1 protein-coding gene is annotated in these 533 nt (G+C 63.4%); it reads right to left on the reverse strand.

Annotation, left to right across the window (positions count from 1 at the left end; all coding sequences use genetic code 11):
• On the reverse strand, nucleotides 1-533 hold a 533-nt coding region (locus C6W92_RS17475), incomplete at both ends, for an adenosylhomocysteinase (protein ID WP_164989297.1).

Below are 533 nucleotides of genomic sequence, written 5' to 3' on the forward strand. Positions count from 1 at the left end.
AATTTCGACTTGGTGACGCTGTCATTGACGTTGATCGCCGGGAACGGCAGGTGCCCCTTCTCCATCATCTTGTAGAGCCGGTGCACACCGGTGGTGGTTTCCTCGGAGACGCCCTTGATCATGTGGCGCTGCTTCACGAACCAGCCGGGGCTCTCGGCGATACGTTTGCGAATCTGCGCGAATAGCGCCTCTTCCTCTTCCGAGGTGGGCGTCTCGATCAGGTCTGTCTCGCCCTCCTCGACGCGGGCCCCCATCAGGATATAGAGCGTGGCATCGCCGCCATCGTCGAGGATCAGGTTGGCGCCACCCTCGGGAAACCGGAAGATCCGGTCGCAGTAATCCCAGTATTCCTCGAGGCTTTCGCCCTTGATGGCAAAGACCGGCGTGCCGCCCTCGGCGATCGCCGCCGCGGCGTGATCCTGGGTGGAGAAGATGTTGCACGACGCCCAGCGCACGCTCGCGCCCAGCTCCACCAGCGTCTCGATCAGCACGGCGGTCTGAATGGTCATGTGCAGGCTGCCGGCGATCCGCGC

Source organism: Roseovarius sp. A46, from assembly GCF_004126395.1.
Lineage (GTDB): Bacteria > Pseudomonadota > Alphaproteobacteria > Rhodobacterales > Rhodobacteraceae > Roseovarius > Roseovarius nitratireducens.